This window comes from Sulfitobacter sp. AS59 (assembly GCF_038899995.1).
Classification (GTDB): domain Bacteria; phylum Pseudomonadota; class Alphaproteobacteria; order Rhodobacterales; family Rhodobacteraceae; genus Sulfitobacter.
Window position 1 is genome coordinate 1 of sequence record NZ_JBBMQK010000010.1, and the last position, 15,754, is coordinate 15,754.

16 protein-coding genes and 1 pseudogene are annotated in these 15,754 nt (G+C 54.0%); 9 read left to right on the forward strand and 8 right to left on the reverse strand.

The features are described from left to right. Positions 1–629 precede the first annotated feature (629 nt). Positions 630–1,505 (forward strand): TIGR01459 family HAD-type hydrolase, encoded by an 876-nt coding sequence (locus tag WNY39_RS16480; protein ID WP_342847425.1) that lies wholly within the window; start codon positions 630–632, stop codon positions 1,503–1,505. Between the two features lie 75 nt (positions 1,506–1,580). Here WNY39_RS16480 and WNY39_RS16485 read toward each other — a convergent pair whose 3' ends face one another. Beyond that, positions 1,581–2,165 carry a class I SAM-dependent methyltransferase gene (locus tag WNY39_RS16485; protein WP_342847289.1) on the reverse strand — a complete coding sequence of 195 codons (585 nt, stop codon included), beginning with the start codon at positions 2,163–2,165 and terminating at the stop codon, positions 1,581–1,583. Positions 2,166–2,372: 207 nt separating this feature from the next. Beyond that, a complete protein-coding gene (locus WNY39_RS16490) occupies positions 2,373–3,284 on the reverse strand; it encodes a LysR family transcriptional regulator (protein WP_342847291.1) in 912 nt (303 codons plus the stop codon). A gap of 881 nt (positions 3,285–4,165) precedes the next feature. Between WNY39_RS16490 and WNY39_RS16495 the strand changes: the two genes are divergently transcribed. Next, positions 4,166–4,609 (forward strand): GFA family protein, encoded by a 444-nt coding sequence (locus WNY39_RS16495; RefSeq protein ID WP_342847293.1) that lies wholly within the window; start codon positions 4,166–4,168, stop codon positions 4,607–4,609. A 250-nt stretch (positions 4,610–4,859) separates the two neighbouring features. Further along, positions 4,860–5,945 carry an SMP-30/gluconolactonase/LRE family protein gene (locus tag WNY39_RS16500; protein WP_342847295.1) on the forward strand — a complete coding sequence of 362 codons (1,086 nt, stop codon included), beginning with the start codon at positions 4,860–4,862 and terminating at the stop codon, positions 5,943–5,945. A gap of 23 nt (positions 5,946–5,968) precedes the next feature. On the opposite strand, the gene WNY39_RS16505 is transcribed toward WNY39_RS16500, so the two are convergent. After that, on the reverse strand, positions 5,969–7,153 hold the full coding sequence (locus tag WNY39_RS16505) for a PQQ-dependent sugar dehydrogenase (protein WP_342847297.1): 1,185 nt from the start codon (positions 7,151–7,153) through the stop codon (positions 5,969–5,971). Positions 7,154–7,287: 134 nt separating this feature from the next. Between WNY39_RS16505 and WNY39_RS16510 the strand changes: the two are divergent. After that, positions 7,288–7,476, forward strand: a pseudogene (locus WNY39_RS16510) (VOC family protein); the annotation flags it as partial. A gap of 112 nt (positions 7,477–7,588) precedes the next feature. On the opposite strand, the gene WNY39_RS16515 reads toward WNY39_RS16510, so the two are convergent. After that, the gene (locus WNY39_RS16515; protein WP_342847299.1) at positions 7,589–8,518 is read right to left on the reverse strand and encodes a LysR substrate-binding domain-containing protein; all 930 of its coding nucleotides are present in this window, start codon (positions 8,516–8,518) and stop codon (positions 7,589–7,591) included. Between the two features lie 112 nt (positions 8,519–8,630). On the opposite strand from WNY39_RS16515, the gene WNY39_RS16520 reads away from it, so the two are divergent. The 5 genes from WNY39_RS16520 to WNY39_RS16540 all read left to right on the forward strand — a co-directional run bounded on the left by WNY39_RS16520 (position 8,631) and on the right by WNY39_RS16540 (position 12,810). Then, positions 8,631–9,464, forward strand: coding sequence for a transporter substrate-binding domain-containing protein (locus tag WNY39_RS16520; protein ID WP_342847301.1), 834 nt, complete (start codon positions 8,631–8,633; stop codon positions 9,462–9,464). 98 nt (positions 9,465–9,562) lie between these two features. Further along, entirely contained in the window at positions 9,563–10,294 is a 732-nt protein-coding gene (locus tag WNY39_RS16525; RefSeq protein WP_342847303.1) for an amino acid ABC transporter permease, read from the forward strand. Next, the gene (locus WNY39_RS16530; RefSeq protein ID WP_342847305.1) at positions 10,294–11,163 is read left to right on the forward strand and encodes an amino acid ABC transporter permease; all 870 of its coding nucleotides are present in this window, start codon (positions 10,294–10,296) and stop codon (positions 11,161–11,163) included. Before WNY39_RS16525 ends, WNY39_RS16530 begins: the two co-directional genes overlap by 1 nt. Positions 11,164–11,168: 5 nt before the next feature. Continuing rightward, positions 11,169–11,924, forward strand: coding sequence for an amino acid ABC transporter ATP-binding protein (locus tag WNY39_RS16535; protein WP_342847307.1), 756 nt, complete (start codon positions 11,169–11,171; stop codon positions 11,922–11,924). 19 nt (positions 11,925–11,943) lie between these two features. Further along, on the forward strand, positions 11,944–12,810 hold the full coding sequence (locus tag WNY39_RS16540) for a D-amino-acid transaminase (protein WP_342847309.1): 867 nt from the start codon (positions 11,944–11,946) through the stop codon (positions 12,808–12,810). Positions 12,811–12,825: 15 nt separating this feature from the next. Here WNY39_RS16540 and WNY39_RS16545 read toward each other — a convergent pair whose 3' ends face one another. Genes WNY39_RS16545 through WNY39_RS16560 form a run of 4 tightly spaced genes read right to left on the reverse strand, consistent with a single transcriptional unit; the run spans position 12,826 to position 15,730 of the window. Continuing rightward, positions 12,826–13,617, reverse strand: a complete 792-nt coding sequence (locus tag WNY39_RS16545) for a creatininase family protein (RefSeq protein WP_342847312.1) — start codon at positions 13,615–13,617, stop codon at positions 12,826–12,828. After that, positions 13,614–14,540, reverse strand: a complete 927-nt coding sequence (locus tag WNY39_RS16550; protein ID WP_342847313.1) for a 2-oxoglutarate and iron-dependent oxygenase domain-containing protein — start codon at positions 14,538–14,540, stop codon at positions 13,614–13,616. The genes WNY39_RS16545 and WNY39_RS16550 overlap by 4 nt, the downstream gene beginning before the upstream one ends. Before the next feature lie 18 nt (positions 14,541–14,558). Next, complete coding sequence (locus tag WNY39_RS16555) at positions 14,559–15,158, reverse strand: NAD(P)H-dependent oxidoreductase (RefSeq protein ID WP_342847315.1); 600 nt, start codon at positions 15,156–15,158, stop codon at positions 14,559–14,561. A gap of 2 nt (positions 15,159–15,160) precedes the next feature. Further along, positions 15,161–15,730 (reverse strand): NAD(P)H-dependent oxidoreductase, encoded by a 570-nt coding sequence (locus tag WNY39_RS16560; protein WP_341235689.1) that lies wholly within the window; start codon positions 15,728–15,730, stop codon positions 15,161–15,163. Positions 15,731–15,754: the final 24 nt, after the last annotated feature.

Below are 15,754 nucleotides of genomic sequence, written 5' to 3' on the forward strand. Positions count from 1 at the left end.
TCCAAGATTAGGTCATGCTCCAACGACACCATGGTGAAAGCCATGAGGTCGGCACGCCCATGATACGTCAGTGCACGGGAACCGGGCAGGGACATCGAGAGGGCACAAATCGAGTTCGAAAGAGCAGCCATCACGTGTGGCTGTTGGTACGTCGTCCGAAAATTGAACGCTTGCAGGCAATATCCAAGAACGCCTGATCCCGCCATATATGAGGTATCAGACGTGCATCATGCGCTGAAAACAGCATCTGATCGGTAATGCGTGTGTTCGAGCAAATTTTCAGGTCGCAAAGAGTGATCAACGCACATTGATCTGGCTGGCGTTGGGTTTTGTCCGAAAATTTCCAGAGAACGGTTCAGACAACCTGATCAGCCACGGTTGACCTTAGAAAAGCTGTCGCGCGCAGGTGTGAAGCGCCCGAAGATAAATCCTTATGGAACAGCGCCTCGAATAGCAAGACGTGGGTTCAATACGCACCATTCGGACCATGCGCTATAGCGTGGTTTGCCTCCTCGCGGCGGGTAACTGAACAATTGTATCAGTGAGCAACGCCGCTGGTAAGGGACAGCTTGAACAATGGACAACAGCGGGCTACGCACCAAGGTCTCATGGAAAAACCTGATCAGCCGATGGATACGTCAAATGGGCTAACCCCATTAAGCGAACTTGTAGATCATTACGACGGTCTGATCTGCGATATCTGGGGTGTCCTCCACAATGGCGTCGCTGCATTTGACGGTGCCGTCGACGCCTTGCGCAAAGCCCGTGCGCAGGGATGTTTTGTTATTCTGGCCACCAATGCCCCGCGTCTGTCCAAGGACGTCTATCCGCAACTGGCGCGTCTTGGCGTGCCGCGCGATGCATTTGATACCATCATTACCTCTGGTGACGTGATAAAAACATTGATTGCAGACCAACCCGACGCCCCCCTTTTTCATTTCGGTCCCGCACGCGATCATTCTGTTCTGGAGAACTTGCCGAACCCGATTGTCGGTCTATCGGATGCCCGGCTTTGCCTTTTGACAGGACCGCTTGATGATACGATAGAAACGGCAGAGATTTATCAGAATGATTTGCTCGAAATGCGCGACAACGCGGTCAGGATGATTTGCGCAAACCCCGACTTGGTTGTTCGAAGTGGGGATCGGATGGTTATTTGTGCCGGATCGATCGCAAAGCTGTATTCTCGGTTAGGGGGGCAGGTGATTTTTGCCGGAAAGCCTGAAGCCGCAATTTACACCGAGGCCTTAGACCGAGCAAAAACAATAGCAGGCCGGGACATAAAAAAGAGCCGATTGCTGGCGGTAGGCGATGGACTGCCAACAGATTTCAAAGGGGCTGCTGATAACGGTTTCGATGCGTATTTCATCGCGGGTGGTATCCATGCCATAGAATTTAATGAACTGGGTGCAGAAGGCGGCGTTAAAATGGCGATCAACACAATCAAAAGCCGATATTCGAACCTGAACCTTGTTGGCGTATGCGATCACTTGCGCTGGATATGAGGTTGCCGAAGTCTGATCACCGGCAAGTGGTTTACGATTGGATCTACCTAGACGCCAACGGGGACGAGATGTTCCTTAACCAGTCATAAAAACATCATATCGTGTCGTTTTGCCACGGATTTGGTGCGAGCATTTCTGAATACCTTCAATCGGATCAGCCTTAGCAGGCCATTTAAGAACCACCCGCTTACTTGCATGTTTGATCGCCAATCGCACCAAATCACCGGCGTCATCGTCGGTGCCGACGATGGCGCGGACCTGACGCAAGTCCTGTCTCACCAGCGCTGAATTTTTTCGTTCAGGATGCATTGGATCAATCAGAATTGCTTCGCCATGAAGATCAGGGATCAAATCCTTGGCGTCTCCTTTCAAGAGTGTCATGCGGCCGATAATCTCGCGAAAATGACCTCCCTCTCGTTCCGCGCGCTCCATCCCTTGGGTCAACAACATATGCATTTCTTCCGAGCGCTCGATCAAGGTCACTTGGGCGCCGAGAGACGCCAAAAGAAATGAGTCCCGTCCCAACCCCGCTGTCGCATCAATAATCATTGGCGTTTTGCCCGCACGCAGGCCCATTGCTTTCGCTAAGTCTTGGCCACGACCGCCACCAAACCGAAGTCGATGCGCTACTGTACCTTCGACGAAATCAACGCGTAACACTGCGGTAGCCCGCTTCAAACTCTATTCATTTTCAATCCCAGATGAGCACCATGCTCATGTTGCTCAAGCAATACAGCTTTTCTGGTTGAACCGCAGCCCCATATTATCAAGGGGTAAAACAACGCGCTGGCGCTGCTGCCATGCTGCACTGTCTTGTTCAGCAATGCTTTGCAGGTGCTGAGTAAAGCTTCCCACGCTTTTAGAGTTTCAAAAAGATGGTTCGAACTTTCTCGTGTGAGGGGCGTCTCGCAGTCCATTATTGGTCAACGGGCTGAAGGCATCGCGCAATGTGGCAATCATAGCTTCGATCGCTGGTGACGATCCTGCTGGGTTACGACGCAGCACCACGCGGGCATTGTCGATGGGCATAAACCCGTCCTCATCCGTCAATTCGCGACAGCCCGGCGGGATGGAGCTTCGCGCCAAGGGCGCGATGGCAATTCCGTTGATGACCGCGCTGCGCATGTTGGCGGACGTGTCGCATTCAAATGCTGGGTGATACGAGACCCCAATCTGATCCAGCGAATGCAAGGCGTAGTCGCGGCACCAGTCTGAACTGAAATAGATCGAAATCGGCAGCGGCTTGCGTAAATGCTGGGCGTGGGCGATGGACGTCACCCAGACAGTTGGATCGACAGCGAGCACCTCCACCTCGTCCGCGCTGTAGCCCTCATAAACCACCGCGAGATCGATTTTATCCGCGTTCAGCGCAGCAAGTTGCGGCGCGCTGAAATCGCAACGGATGGTCACTTGTGTGTCGGGATGGCGTTGCGCAAACGACGCAAGCGCGGAGGGCAGAATACTTTGCACATATTCATCGGGAATGCCGACGCGGACGGGCCCCGACAACGGCTTTTCCCGCAGGGCGGTCGCGGCTTCGTCCAGCAGGCCGACAACACGTTGCGCATAGGGCAAAAGTTGCTTGCCTCTTTCGGTCAGGCTAACGCCCCGTGGTTCGCGAACGAAAATACTCTGGCCCAGACTTTCCTCAAGTTTGCGAATTTGCATGGAGACAGCCGACTGTGTACGCCCCAACTGATCGGCCGCTCGGGTCACGGAACCCGTATCGACGACAGCTAGAAAGCCGCGCATCAAATCACTGTCGAGTGGCGGGAGCATGGTGGCCTCGTATCAGAATTTCTTATGCCATGCATAATTACTATTGGTTTGATTGATGTCAACTAATCGCCGATGCCTGTCCTATCGATTGGAAAGGCAGGCAGAGCATGATTTGGAAATTTTGGAAGCGCTGGCATGTCTTGCGGCGCCAACGGCAATCAATGGGCTGGATGCTGAGACGTAAGGACGACCGGTGGCTGAACGATATCGGGTTAACGCGCAACGATCTACGCAATCTGCTCGAAGAGAGGGAAGCCGAATGTGCGGCACCAGTGGTTAGAATTTGCCATAGCACTCGCAAGTAGCGGACCAGCAAAGCGACCGTTTCGCTGACCCGCTTATTTTATCACATCAGGCGTTGGCTGGCTTATTCCTAATATTAGTTTCGTATTTTTGCCAACGCTCTGCCAGATTCTCGCCGACTTGAGTATCTGACTGCACAGCCTCGAGACCTTCTGCAGACCGAAACAGCCAGTCCATAGAGATATCCATTTCGTCACAAAGCTTGATAGCATTCTCTATTCCGATGCTTTCACCAGCGGCCCATCTTCAGATGGTGCGCTCACTTACGTCCATCGCTGCAGCAAGAGAGGTGAATTTGTTATAGCCACGTTTCGAAATCGCCTTTTTTAGCTGACCACCCCAGTGCTGATCCATTTTGCAAACTCCCACTGCAAATAGGAAATTTTGCGCGCGCTATGGAAGTCTCGAAAGTGGCATTCGAAGCATTTGTGCAGTTATAGGTTATATTTTCGGTGTAAGGTTTTCCCAGATTCCTAGACATCTGATGCCTCTGCGGCTGAAGCTTGGATTTACAAGTGACGGTAGCCAGCCGCCCTATTCCAAAATATAAAGCTATTCAGGACCGGGGAGGAAGGTTCATGAGCGATGTAACAGGATGTCTTGAAGGACACTGTTTGTGCGGCGATGTACGGATCCGCATTGATGGTTTGCACGACCCCCGACCGGGTGTCTGCCACTGCCGCATGTGCCAGCGATGGTCAGGTGGCGTTTTCTTGTGCTTTTATGCGTCCAAAGACGCCGTTTCTATTGATGGCCCAGTGACGCGATTTGCCTCGGCGGATTTCGCTGAACGTGCCTTTTGTGCGACCTGCGGGTCCCATCTCTGGATGCGAAACTTAAAGAGCGACGATCAAGGCTACGACTTGATGCCGGGTTTGTTCGATGAGGCACGGGATTGGCCTCTGCGCTCAGAGATATACACTGACCGCGCGCTGGCTTCGATACGGCTGAAAGGCGATCACAACCGTGCCACACGAGCCGAATATGAAGCCAAGAACCCTCACATTAAAGGAGATGGCTAACGGCTGTATGAGGTGGGGGCATGGGGGAAACCCAAAATAGAATGTGCCCCCCGGCGACAAAATACATCCTGTAATCAATCTTATGTTATATGTATCGCAGCAAGCCGTAGATAATGTACCGTATAATGCAGCACGCTTAGCAAACCGACAAACCCCCACCCACGCATGCTCTTGCTCTGCGTAAACATATCGGCAACCTTGTGATCCGGTCGTGCCTCTTGTGGGCTGTCGTATACGAGGAGACGTGGAAGTGAGAAACACCCTTTGGTTTATAGGATTAGCGATCGTCTGCTTGATCGCCTATCTCGCTTTGTGGCCTGTGTCGGTGCGCCCTGTCGCTTGGGAAGCGCCGGAAAATGCGGGTTATACTGGGGATTTCACACCGAATAATCGCCTGCAAGCGCTTGAGCTGGTCGAACTGGATGGGCGGACGGGCCCCGAAGACGCAGATATCGGGCCAGATGGCCTGATCTATGTCGCGACCCACGACGGAGAGATTTTGCGCATTGGGAAAGATGGCACGGTTTTACCTTTTGCTCAGACACACGGGCGCCCTCTGGGCCTTGAATTTGCTGCGAACGGAACGCTCTACGTGGCGGATGCCTACCGCGGGTTGTTGGCAGTTGACGGGACGGGTCAGGTCAGCTTGCTTACCAACCAAGCGGAGGATGGGAGCCCTATCCACTATGCGGACGACGTTGATGTTGCCGCAAATGGCACCGTTTATTTTTCAGATGCCTCAACCCGATTTGGTGCACAAACAAATGGCGGGACGTTAGCTGCGTCAATCTTGGACCTTGTTGAGCATTCCGCGAACGGCCGTATTTTGAAATATGACCCTACTTCGGGCAAGACGACGGTTTTCGCCGATGGACTGAATTTTGCCAACGGCGTTGCCGTCGACGAGGTGCGCGCTGCGGTGCTTGTGATTGAGACAGGCGCGTATCGCGTCTGGCGCTTCCCTATGGATGGCAGCCCCGGGCAGGTCATTTTGGACAATTTGCCAGGCTTTCCAGACAACATAAACAATGCAGCTGATGGCACATTCTGGGTAGGCCTTGTCAGTCCGAGAAATGCGATCATGGACAAGCTGTCCGGCACTCCATTCCTAAGGCGCGTTATCATGCGGCTGCCGGATACGATGAAACCCGCGCCGACGCGCTATGGCTTCATTCTGCGTATAGACGCTGACGGCCGGGTGCTAGAGACGCTTCAGGATCCCACCGGAAGCTACGCGCTCACCACCGGTGCCGTCACGCTTCCAGATGGAAGTATTGCAGTGACATCATTAACCGAACCGGTTTTAGGCTTACTCCAGTATACCTCGGGTGATTGACGGCATTTGACGGCCGGCGTGCTCTACTTGGCAGGCGTCACCCGGATTAATGCCCCGTTTTCTGCATCAGTGAGGATCACGACCGAACCATCGCTAGCGACATCGACGTCGCGCACCCGGCCCTGCCCTTGAAGGTACCGCGCCTCGCCGGTCACCAGCCCATCCTCCAGCGTCAGCCGCACCAGTGCTTGACTGGCAAGACCGCCTACAAGGATACTACCTTGCCAGCCCGTGAACATGTCCCCATCGTAGAAATCCATACCGCTGGGCGCGATCACCGGGTCCCAATAGTAGACGGGCTGCTCCATCCCTTCTGATGCGGTGATACCGTTGCCGATGGGTCGCCCGCTGTAATCCTCGCCGTATGTGATGACCGGCCAGCCATAGTTGCGGCCGGGCAGGATATGGTTCAGCTCATCCCCGCCTCGCGGGCCATGCTCGATGGCCCAAAGCTCTCCATCAGGCCCGAGAGCTGCTGCTTGTACGTTGCGATGGCCCCAAGACCAGATTTCCGGTGCGGCGCCTTCAATATCCGGATTGCCGGCCGCCGCACCTCCCATAGGGTCGATCCTTAATATCTTGCCAATGTGTGTGGTCACGTCTTGCGCCAGCCTGCGCGCCCCTGGTAGCGACCGCTCGCCCGTGGTGACAAAAAGTGCGCCATCCGCGCCCCAAACCAACCGCGATCCGTAATGCATGGTCGAGGCCCAGCCGGGCATTTGCTGAAATATGACCTGCACGTCGGTCATTGTCCTGCGGTCCTCGGACAGTACACCTGTGGCAACCGAAGTGCCGTTCAGCCCGTTGCCGCGCGGTTCTGCATAGCTCCACCAAACGCGGCTGGTGTTGTCGAAACCGGGCGCAATCAAAACGTCGAGCAGCCCGCCCTGACGTCGGGCGTCTACTTCTGGCAGACCGCGAATAGGCGCGGAGAGAACGCCCGCGGCCGAGACAATCCGCATCCGTCCGGGGCGTTCTGTGATGATCCAGCCACCATCGGGCAGCTGGTCCAGCCCCCAAGGGTTTTGCAGCCCGTCTGCTATGACGACAGATGCCAGAGCTACGTCGTCAGCAATCTCTGGTGCACGGGTCTGTTCTGCGAAAGACGGCCTTTGGTGCGGTGCGTTAGGCGGGGCATCATTAAAGGATTGGGCGCTTGCGGAGCTGGCAATTGCAAGTGCGGCGGCGCTGAGAGTTAGCATCTTCATGTTTTATGTCTCCTCAACGCCATTCGATTTCTGGGTTTACCGACAGCCTGAACCCTTTGCCGGTTTATATAATGAGAATGAAATAGGAGCTAAGCCGCTGGAAGCCAACGTCAAGTCCGGAGGACCTGTGTGAAGCACCTGGAAACTGCGTTCCTGTTTTTGGAATCGCCGATCTGGACACTGCTCGGCAGACGTTAGAGCACGCCAAAGTGAAGTTTGATGGTGAGACAGACGTGGTGGAGGGCATGGTTAAGACGGCAACGTTTTTTGATCCCGATGGCAACGCCCTCATGCTCGCCGAAGATTTAACGGGCGGGTCGTAATGATCCCCAAGGTTTCTTTACGACATCGGCGCCGTTCATTCGCCGACGCCACCGTTATTATATCGTCATGCCGTAATTTTTTGACCGTTCTCAAAAGGTCAAAAAGCTGCCGCTAGGAGATAGTGGCCCCAAAATCTGGGCCGTCTGCCGCGATATCCCATATTTTTTGCATCAGTGCTGAACCCGTGACGGGCTTGCGGACCAGAACAACATCCAGTTCAAGGACAGCACTGCTTTCAGTCAAAATCTGCAGCGTATTTTGCTTCAATTCATCTGCGATCACACTTTTGGGCAGCCACCCAATCCCTTGACCCAAGAGGATCATTCGCTTGAGGGTCTCAGACATCGAACTCTCAAAAACAGTGTGAAACACGACGCGATTTGCAAGGTAATGTTTCGTCAGTATTTCCTGCATCTTTCCGAGAAAACACGCCGGTGAATAGGCAACCAGTGGCAATGTTTCGCCCTCTGTCGGTTGGCCCAATGCCTGCCCCATGCGGTCTGCAATCTGTGGTTTTGCCACCAAGACAAGGGGGTCTTGCATAAGCGTCAGCGTCTCGAACTGCCCAGAGTTCAGATATTGCGGGCCCAGAATATGGGAGTAACAAATGGCCAGCTCGCTTCGGCCCAGTGTGAGGCTTTCGATGCAATCATAGTAATCCGTCGCATTCATTCGAGTCGTGAACGGCCCAATCGATTCTTGCAGTTTTCGGGCGTAGGATGGGTATATGCTGAGTGCTATGGAATGCAGCGCACTGATGCTTAATGTATCAGCGCTTGGGCTATAGAGTTCTCGGCATTCATCGCGCAGCCGATACATATCTTGTGACATCGTGCGCGCATTTTCTAGAACGACTTCACCCGCAGGTGTCAGCCTTACCGGATAGGTACTGCGGTCGATAAGTTGCGTTCCAATCCAATTTTCTAAGGCTTTTATGCGTCGACTGAAGGCTGGCTGCGTAATATGGCGTGCGGCCGCCGCAATCGAAAAATTGCGCGTTGCATCAAGTTCGATCAAGTCTTCAAGCCATGTAATTTCCACACGTTATGCCTTTTTTGCATACCCTATCAATTATCAGCATTAGATCACTTTTGCGTTTCCTGCCAGCATTCTCGGACAAAATTCAAAAAGCACTGCCCAACAGGAGATACGAATGAAAAATGTAACAACACTACTGACAACAGTCGCCGTCATCGCGTCATCGACAAGCAGCGCGTTTGCCGCTTGTACGAACGATACCTGGAACAAGATCATGGACCGCGGCACCATCGTCGTCGGCGTCAAAGCTGATACGAAGCCATGGGGCTTTCTGGACAGCACCGGCGGTTTGGTCGGCATGGAAGCTGATATGGCTGCCGATGTTGCCGAAACGATGGGTGTCGAACTGGAATTGGTCGGCGTCCAATCGTCAAACCGTATGCAGTTCCTAGAACAAGGTCGGATTGACCTGATGATCGCGACGATGTCGGATCGTGCGGATCGTCGCGAAATCGTCGGTGTCGTCCAGCCGAACTATTACACGTCTGGCACAAACATCATGGCCCCAAAGGCGTTGGGCATCACCGAATGGTCCGAACTTGAAGGAAGGCCAGTGTGCGGCAAGCAAGGCGCCTTCTACAACACGATCGTCGAAGAACGCTATGGTGCTGAAATCATCGCCTTCACCGGCAACGCAGAAGCAAAGCAAGCTCTGCGCGACCGTCGCTGCGTTGCGTGGGTATACGATGACAGCTCAATCGCGGCTGACCTTGCATCAGGTGAATACGACGACTTCGAAATGCCACTGAAAACCGAAGACGACAACCCATGGGGCCTTGCTGTCCCGTTGGGCGAAGAATCCTGTGTCTTTGGCAACTTCATGTCAGGGATGCAGTACAACTGGCTCCAATCCGGTCGTCTGCTCGAGCTTGAAGAAAAATGGGGCATCCAGCGCAGCGCATTCCTTGAGGCGCAACAGGACCGGTTCTCGGACTGGCTCGCTGAATAATATAGTCTGACTTGGCGGGTGCTTTGTTACGAAAGCGCCCGCCTTTTATGTCACCCGAGGACCCAATGATCGCATATATTCAAGAATTCTTCCGCAACATGGCGGAGACCTACCCAAAGTGGAATTTTATCTTTTTCCACGACCCGACCCAATGGGAACGTCTGGTCAGCGGGTTGATGGTGACCATTCAACTGTCTGTTGTTTGTGTGATCCTCAGCGTCGTCATCGGCATTATTGGTGCTTGGGCACAAGGGTCGCCGTCGCGCATTTTACGGTGGTGCGTGCAAGGCTATATTCAGTTCTTCCGCAACACCCCACCAATGATCCAACTTTTGTTTTTCTACTTTGCCCTTGGTCAGTTCACGCCAAGCGTTACCGGGGCCGATGGCTGGACACTCCAACCGCTGATCACCAATGTTGGCTGGGCGATTATCTCGCTCTCATTCTTCGCGGGTGCCTTTAACGTCGAGATCTTCCGGTCGGGTATCGAAGCCGTCCCTGATACCACCCTCGAAGCCGCTGAATCCTTAGGTTTCAGCCGGATGAAGACCTATTTATACATCACCTTCCCGCTAGCCTTGCGAGTTAGCTTACCTGCGTTGACGAACAATCTGATCAATCTGGTCAAGACAACGACGCAAGCCATCGCCATTGCGGTACCAGAACTACTGTATGAAATGGTATCGATCTGGAACGACCACTCCTCGGCGCAGAATGCCGCGATGACGGTTCTGTTCTTCACCTATATCGCACTGGTTGGCATCCTTGCCTTTGGGATGCACCGCTGGGAAGCGAAGCTACACGTTCCTGGTTTCGGGAAGGCAAGCTAATGACACATCTCACACGTACCACCACCGATCTGCCGGTCATGCTGGAACCGACATATCATGAGCCCGATACATTGGGGTTCTCGCGCTGGCTGGCGAGTATGCCGGTATGGGTTCTACCTGCCGGCTTGGTCCTCCTGTTCGCATGGCCAACCGTCGTTCACGCACAAACAGTTTATTCTGCTGAGCGGATTGCCGCGATCATGACCAAATGGTTGCCGTTGCTGGTTACCAAAGGCTTTCTGCTGAATGTCATCATTAGCTTTTTCACGATGTTCTTTGGAACAATAGCGGGTCTTTTCTTGGGCTTGGGGCGTGTGTCGAACATCAAGCTGATCCGTGCCGCCTCTTGGCTGATAGTTCAGTTGTTCCGCAATTCACCTTGGCTGGTGCTGCTTTTCATCGTCATGCTGACACTGCCGTTTGAGATCGAAATAGGTGGCACCTATATCCCGGTACCCGATTGGATGAAGGCGGTCTTTGGCCTCAGCCTTCCGATCATGGCCAACCTTGCTGAAATCGTACGTGGTGCGATCCAATCAGTGCCCTCCGCCCAATGGGAAGCAGCTGAAAGCCTTGCGTTCACGCGGCGTCAAATTCTGTGGCAAATCATCCTGCCGCAGTGTTTTAAACGGATGATCCCACCCTGGATGAACTGGTACGCGATCATGACGATGGCCACGCCACTTGTCTCGCTGTTGGGTGTTGCGGAACTTGTGACACTGTCACGCCAAGCGATGGAAGCCGAAGGCAACAACCCCTCGCTTCTGGTTCCGTTCTATGGCTTCGCGCTGATCATCTTCTTCGCATATTGCTACCCAATTGCACGTCTGACGATGCGGTTGGAAAAGAAATTCGCTGTAAAGGGCTAACACGCATGTCAGAGCAAAACTGGACCGACGACCAGCCGATCGTATCGATCAAGGACGTCTATAAATCTTTCGGAAGCCTAGAGGTGCTCAAAGGCATTTCGATGGATATCATGAAGGGCGAGGTGATTTGTATCATCGGGCCATCGGGATCAGGCAAGTCGACACTGATCCGTTGCATCAATGCGTTAAACGACATCCAACGTGGCGCTATCACACTACAAGGCCAGGATGTGCACGATCCAAAGCTCGATAGGCTGGAATTGCGCAAAAAGGTCGGGATGGTGTTCCAACAATACAATCTGTTCCCGCATAAAACCGCGCTAGAAAACGTGATGATGGCGCCGCTTAAGGTGCTCAAAGAACCTAAGGCAGACGTCGAAGTGCGCGCCCGCGCCTTGATTAAAAAAGTGCGTCTCGAAGGTAAGGAAAACAGCTACCCCGGAGAGCTTTCGGGGGGACAGCAACAGCGCGTGGCGATTGCCCGCTCTCTGGCGATGAACCCCAACGTGATGCTGTTTGACGAAGTCACCGCCGCGCTTGACCCGGAAACCGTGAAAGAAGTGCTACTGACCATCAAAGAACTCGCTGCCGATGGCATGACCTGTATCCTTGTCACACACGAAATGGGCTTTGCACGCGAAGTCGCGGACCACATCTATTTTACCGACAAGGGTGTCATCGTCGAACATGGTGCGCCGGACACATTCTTTGACAACGCGTCTGACCCACGTACCAAGGAATTCCTTGGCCAGATCCTCTAGCTTAAACAAGGTGGCCCCTATGCGCACAGTCTATGTTAATGGCGTTTATCTACCCGAAGATCAGGCGCAGGTTTCCATATTCGACCGCGGATTTTTGTTCGGGGACGCCGTCTATGAAGTGACGGCTGTCATGAATGGGCAGATGGTCGACTTTGATGCGCATATGGATCGCTTGCAGAGATCCATGTCGGAGTTGGACATGAAAAACGGATATGACCGCAAGGATTTGCTGACGATCCAAAAAAAACTGATCGAGAAGAACAACCTGAAAGAAGGCCTTGTCTACTTGCAGGTGACGCGCGGGGTCGCTGACCGTGATTTCGACTTTTCCGATCTGGACGTGAAACCGGGTTTGGTCTTGTTCACGCAGGTCAAAAAACTAGAGGCCAACCCTTTGGCCGCTCGTGGCCAAAAGATCGTCTTGGCTGATGATCTCAGATGGGGGCGGTCGGATATCAAGACAGTTCAGTTGTTGTATTCCTCCCTGATGAAGACACGCGCAAAGCGTCAGGGGGCTGACGATGTATGGCTCTGCCGCGACGGCAAGATCACCGAAGGCTCATCGAACAACGCCTATATAGTCACCCATAACAACGAGATCGTCACACGCGAACTTTCAACCGACATCCTGCACGGCATCACCCGCGCCTCTGTTTTGAGAATCGCGAGGCTGCACCAACTCAAGATCGTCGAGCGGGCATTTTCGGTTGATGAGCTTTTGTCGGCAAGAGAGGCATTTTCAACGTCAGCGTCGGGCTTCGTCAATCCGGTTGTGAACGTGAATGGCACAGCAATCAGCGACGGAGAACCCGGCCACGTCACAACGGCATTGCGCGCAAGTTATGTCGCGGAAAGTCAATCCGCCTCAACCCGACAGTCGCTTTAGGCGCATTTTCGCGGCTCAATTGTCCGGGATTGTGCGAGCGTACCCATCTGTCGGTAAGTCACGCAACTTCGCCAACATGTCGATGAAACCAGCCACCTGAAGTTTACAGGCAGCTTTTCCTTTTTGGGCCGTGGCAAGGTGCGCTTCGCCAACGGTGCCGGCCACGTTCAGGTCTTTGGAAACCCAGGCAAGATTAACGGGGCCAATTGGGGAGATGGGCGCAGTCTCTGCGGTTGAACGGAAATCTTTGGCCCGCGCCATGTCCACGAGGTGAGGTTTGAAATGTAGCATCAACGACGTTTCGTAGTCGCCGCCATGTATCCCGAATTTGTTTTCTTGATCGGAAAACATCCCTTCGGGTTTGCCAAAATTGCCCCATTGGCACTTAACCACCATCATTCCCGCCTGCACCCGCAGCTCGCGGCCCAGAATGGAAATCAGATCAAGGTTACCGCCGTGAGAATTGACAATCACCATCTTTTTGATGCCGGCGCGCGCCACGGACAGGCCGATTTCCGTCCATGCGTCCAGCGCCGTTTTTGCTGTATACGTCAGCGTGCCTTTGGCGTGGATGTGTTCGTTAGATTTACCGACAGCCTGAACAGGAAGGATCAGAACAGTGATGTCATCGGGCAAAGTCTCGCGTAGGCGGGCAAGCATCCCTTCGTTGATGAACGTGTCCACCCCTACTGGCAGGTGCGGCCCGTGCTGCTCGATGGCGGCAGTGGGCAAAATTGCGATGGTTTTTTCGGGGTCGAAATCGGCGAATTCTGTTGTGCGGAATTCGGACCAGTCAAGGCGTCTCATTGTGTAGGCTCCGGCTTGTAGGTGGCATCAAGGCGCGCGCGCAGATAGTCCGCGCCCGTTATGGGTGAGTGTTTGGCGGGTCCTGTGCCAGGCAGCGCGGCAATGACGCTGTCGGGGTTAGGATCAAGGAAGAACGCGATAGATCGCCGGGCGGTTTTGGGGGGCAATACGCGGTGTGGCGTCGACACGTAGATGTCGTTGGACCAGCGCATCAGGCAATCACCGATGTTAACTATAAATGCGCCGTTGATATGGGGCACGGACGTCCAATCACCCCCGCGCGGCTTGACCTGCAGGCCAGCAACACCATCGGTCATCAATAGCGTGACCGACCCGTAATCGCTGTGCGCCCCCGCGCCGATCCCCTCGCCATCCGGGGCGGCGGGGTATGACAACACCCGTAAAGTCGCCATAGGTTCGGTGAAATGCGGTTCAAAATAGCCAAGCGGCAGACCCAAGTCCGCCTCGAACGCGCGATGCAATTCACGACCAAGGGTGAGGACGCGGGCGTAATAATCTAGCATGACATCCTTGAAGCCAGTCACGTTGGGCCAGACGTTCACGCCCCGAAACGGATCACCCGCGATCACGCGCGGATCATCGGGGGCCAAGTCGAACCCAACGTTAAAAGCTTCCTTGCGATCTTTCAGACCTGACGTTTCATCCAACGCCTCGCTGCCCAACTGGGCCCACCCGCGATTATGCGGGTTTTTCGATATGGCAACTTCCTCTTTTTCGGGAATGGAAAGGGCAAAGAACTTGTCGGCCATCGCAAAGACATTCGTGATCATATCTTCGGGAATACCGTGACCCTTGATGACGAAAAATCCAGTCTCTCGGCAGGCCTGACCCAAATCAGCCACGACCCCAGCAGGGTTGTCGCCGCTCGTAAAACGGCTCCAGTCTATGACAGGTATGTCCATAGTCAGGTTTCCTGTACGTTATACATGAATAAGTTGGTTAAGGCGGGTTTTGACAACATTCAGATGTGCTGCGCGGGTTTGAAGCGTGGAACTGTCCATCAAAAAATGCGCTGCAAACCTGGTCCTGCACCGTTTTGCCAGCAGCAAACGGACACCACGCAAAAGCGTACGTTTGCCCGGTGCCCCGACAAAGAAGGTAAGCCAACGGGACGCACCACATGTCGTAAAAACGCCCAGCTTTGTGATATGCGTCAAGCCTGGCTTGATTAGTCCGCCATCGGTATCGGGCATGATGAACGACACCCCGGGAACCATCACACGATCCAGCCAGCCCTTTAGCATTGCGGGCAACCCGTACCACCATGTCGGATAGATAAAGATCAGCGCGTCACACCATTCCAGATCACGGCAGTCGCGGTCCACGCGCGCACGGTTTTCGGGAACTGTCTCGTAGACTTCGTGATCATGCGCCGACAACGTTGGATCGAACCGCTCCGCATAGAGATCACGCAAGCGATATTCGACGCCGTTTGTCTTCAACTGTGAAATGACCAAATCGCGGATCGCGGCATTAAATGAACCTTCGCGGGGGTGGCAGTACACAACCAGCGCTTTCATCGCTAAAACGCCTCCATCTCACGGCGGACCCGTTCAAGGTGCGCCTTAAGCGTCGCCTCGGAATTCCGGTTCATATCATAAAGACCGATGTATTTTTTCTGCGGCATTCCACAGGCGTACCATACCGCGCGGGTCACTGTTTTGCGGGGTGGATCTGCATTCTGAATGGCGCGCCAACGGGTGCCACCATATGTCGTGCAGGCATATAGCTTCTTAATGTTGGTCAGGCCGGGCCGCACCTTTCCATCGACCAATTTGAACGAAATTCCGGGTAGAAAAACACGATCCAAGAAACCCTTGAGGATCGCGGGGTACCCAAAATTCCACACTGGAAATACCATCACAATGGCATCAGCCGCTTTGACGCGTTCGACGTAGGGCCGCACCGGCTCTATGTTCTCGGGTTCCTCATGGTACCCACGCCGCTCGACCTCGGTCAGGACAGGCTGAAACCCCTCTTTATTGAGGTCGCAATCATCAACGTCCCAGCCCGATTTGGTCAGCGTTTGCACGACGACGTCATGCACCGCAGCATTAAAGCTCTCGGGGCAAGGATGGGCGAAAAGGACCAATACACGTCCTTTGGGTGTTGCAGC